The sequence below is a fragment of the Streptococcus mitis genome (assembly GCF_001579035.1).
GTDB classification, from domain to species: domain Bacteria; phylum Bacillota; class Bacilli; order Lactobacillales; family Streptococcaceae; genus Streptococcus; species Streptococcus mitis_J.
On record NZ_KQ970289.1, the window covers coordinates 61836 to 63404 of the forward strand.

The window sequence follows — 1569 nt, forward strand, 5'->3', positions numbered from 1 at the left end:
CCCACCGTCAAATTGTGAACCATTATTGAGCAAATTGTCTTTAATCCAGCCAGTTGCTTTTTCAAGACCTTTGACGAATTTAGGATCATCAGTTGTATATTTGCTAACTTTTTCATCTGTTACAGAACCGCTATAAAGGTTAGAGATAAAGGCACGTGTTCCTTGGTCTCCCCCTTGACCAGAACTGAACAATGAACCTGGTGTGTAACCCTTGTCTTTGAGTGCTTTCAATACTTTTTCAAAATCATCAGTTGTCCAACCTTCTTTTACAAGGTTTGCCACTCCAGCATCTTCTAACATTTTCTTGTTCATTGCCATGTAGAATGGGGCTGAACTAATTGGATACATGTAAGCCTTGTCTCCAGCTTTACTTGCTTGTACGATGTTTTCGTTGTTGACATCTTTAACAAATTCATCTGTGAAGAGGTCGTTCAACTCAGCCAATTTGCCATTTTTACCGTATTGGATGATACGTCCTGGTGCATCAAAGAGTACGTCTGGAGCTGTTCCAGCTTCGATAGCTGTTGTGATTTTTTCAGGACCTGACTTGAAGTCGATGGTTTCCAATTTCACTTTTACATCTGGATTGGCTTTCTCAAACGCTTCGATGATTGATTTTTCATAAGTTCCAACACCGTCACCAGTTTTTTCTTGGGTAAATACTGGGAATGCCCACCAAGTGATTTCTGTTTTGGCACTGTCACCACCTGATTTGCCAGCTTCTTTACTTCCGCCAGAATTGCCACAAGCAGCAAGACCAAGAACCGCAGCACCCGCAAGTACTGTACAAGCTAATTTTCTAAATTTCATTTGTATTCTCCTATTTTATAAGCGTATCCAACTTGGATAATGAGTTCTTTATTTCTTGTATTCGATTTCATTTCATCCTACTCATCCACCACTCTCCTCTTTTTTAAGATTGTGTTATTTGAGACCAGCAACAAAGCGTTCTGTAATCTCTTTTGGTCTAGTAATAGCGCCACCAACAACGATGCCTCGCACTCCATATTCAAGGATTTGTTTGGCTTGTTCTGGTGTATGAATTTTCCCTTCTGCAATGACATCTACACCGGCATCACAGAGTTTTTTGATGAGTTCAAAATCTGGACCGTCCACTTTTGGACTATAAGATGTGTAGCCTGATAAGGTTGTTCCGACAAAGTCAATCCCTGCTTCGACCGCTGCCAATCCTTCTTCAAAAGTACTAGTATCAGCCATCAAGAGCTGGTTAGGATATTTCTCCTTAACCTGACGAATGAACTCTTGAATTTCCAAACCATCGTAGCGTTCACGCTTGGTACAATCCAGAGCAATCACCTCGATGTCCAGTTCTGCCAATTCATCAACTTCTTTCATGGTAGCCGTGATGAAGGGTTCTTGTGGCGGATAATCTCGTTTGATTATCCCAATAATCGGAAGTTTGGTGACTTCCTTGATTTCCTTGATATCGCGAACACTATTGGCTCGGATACCGACTGCTCCACCTTGCTCAGCCGCTTTGACCAGCAAGGGAATCACCCCTCCCGCTTCTGTATAAAGCGGTTCATGAGGAAGAGCCTGACAAGAAAC

Annotated in this window: 2 protein-coding genes; both read right to left on the reverse strand. The window is 42.0% G+C overall.

Annotated features, from left to right (window positions below; genetic code table 11):
• On the reverse strand, positions 1-810 hold an 810-nt coding region (locus SMIDD26_RS13140), incomplete at its 3' end, for an ABC transporter substrate-binding protein (protein WP_246746985.1).
• Positions 811-924: 114 nt separating this feature from the next.
• On the reverse strand, positions 925-1569 hold a 645-nt coding region (locus tag SMIDD26_RS07520), incomplete at its 5' end, for an N-acetylmannosamine-6-phosphate 2-epimerase (RefSeq protein WP_061439720.1).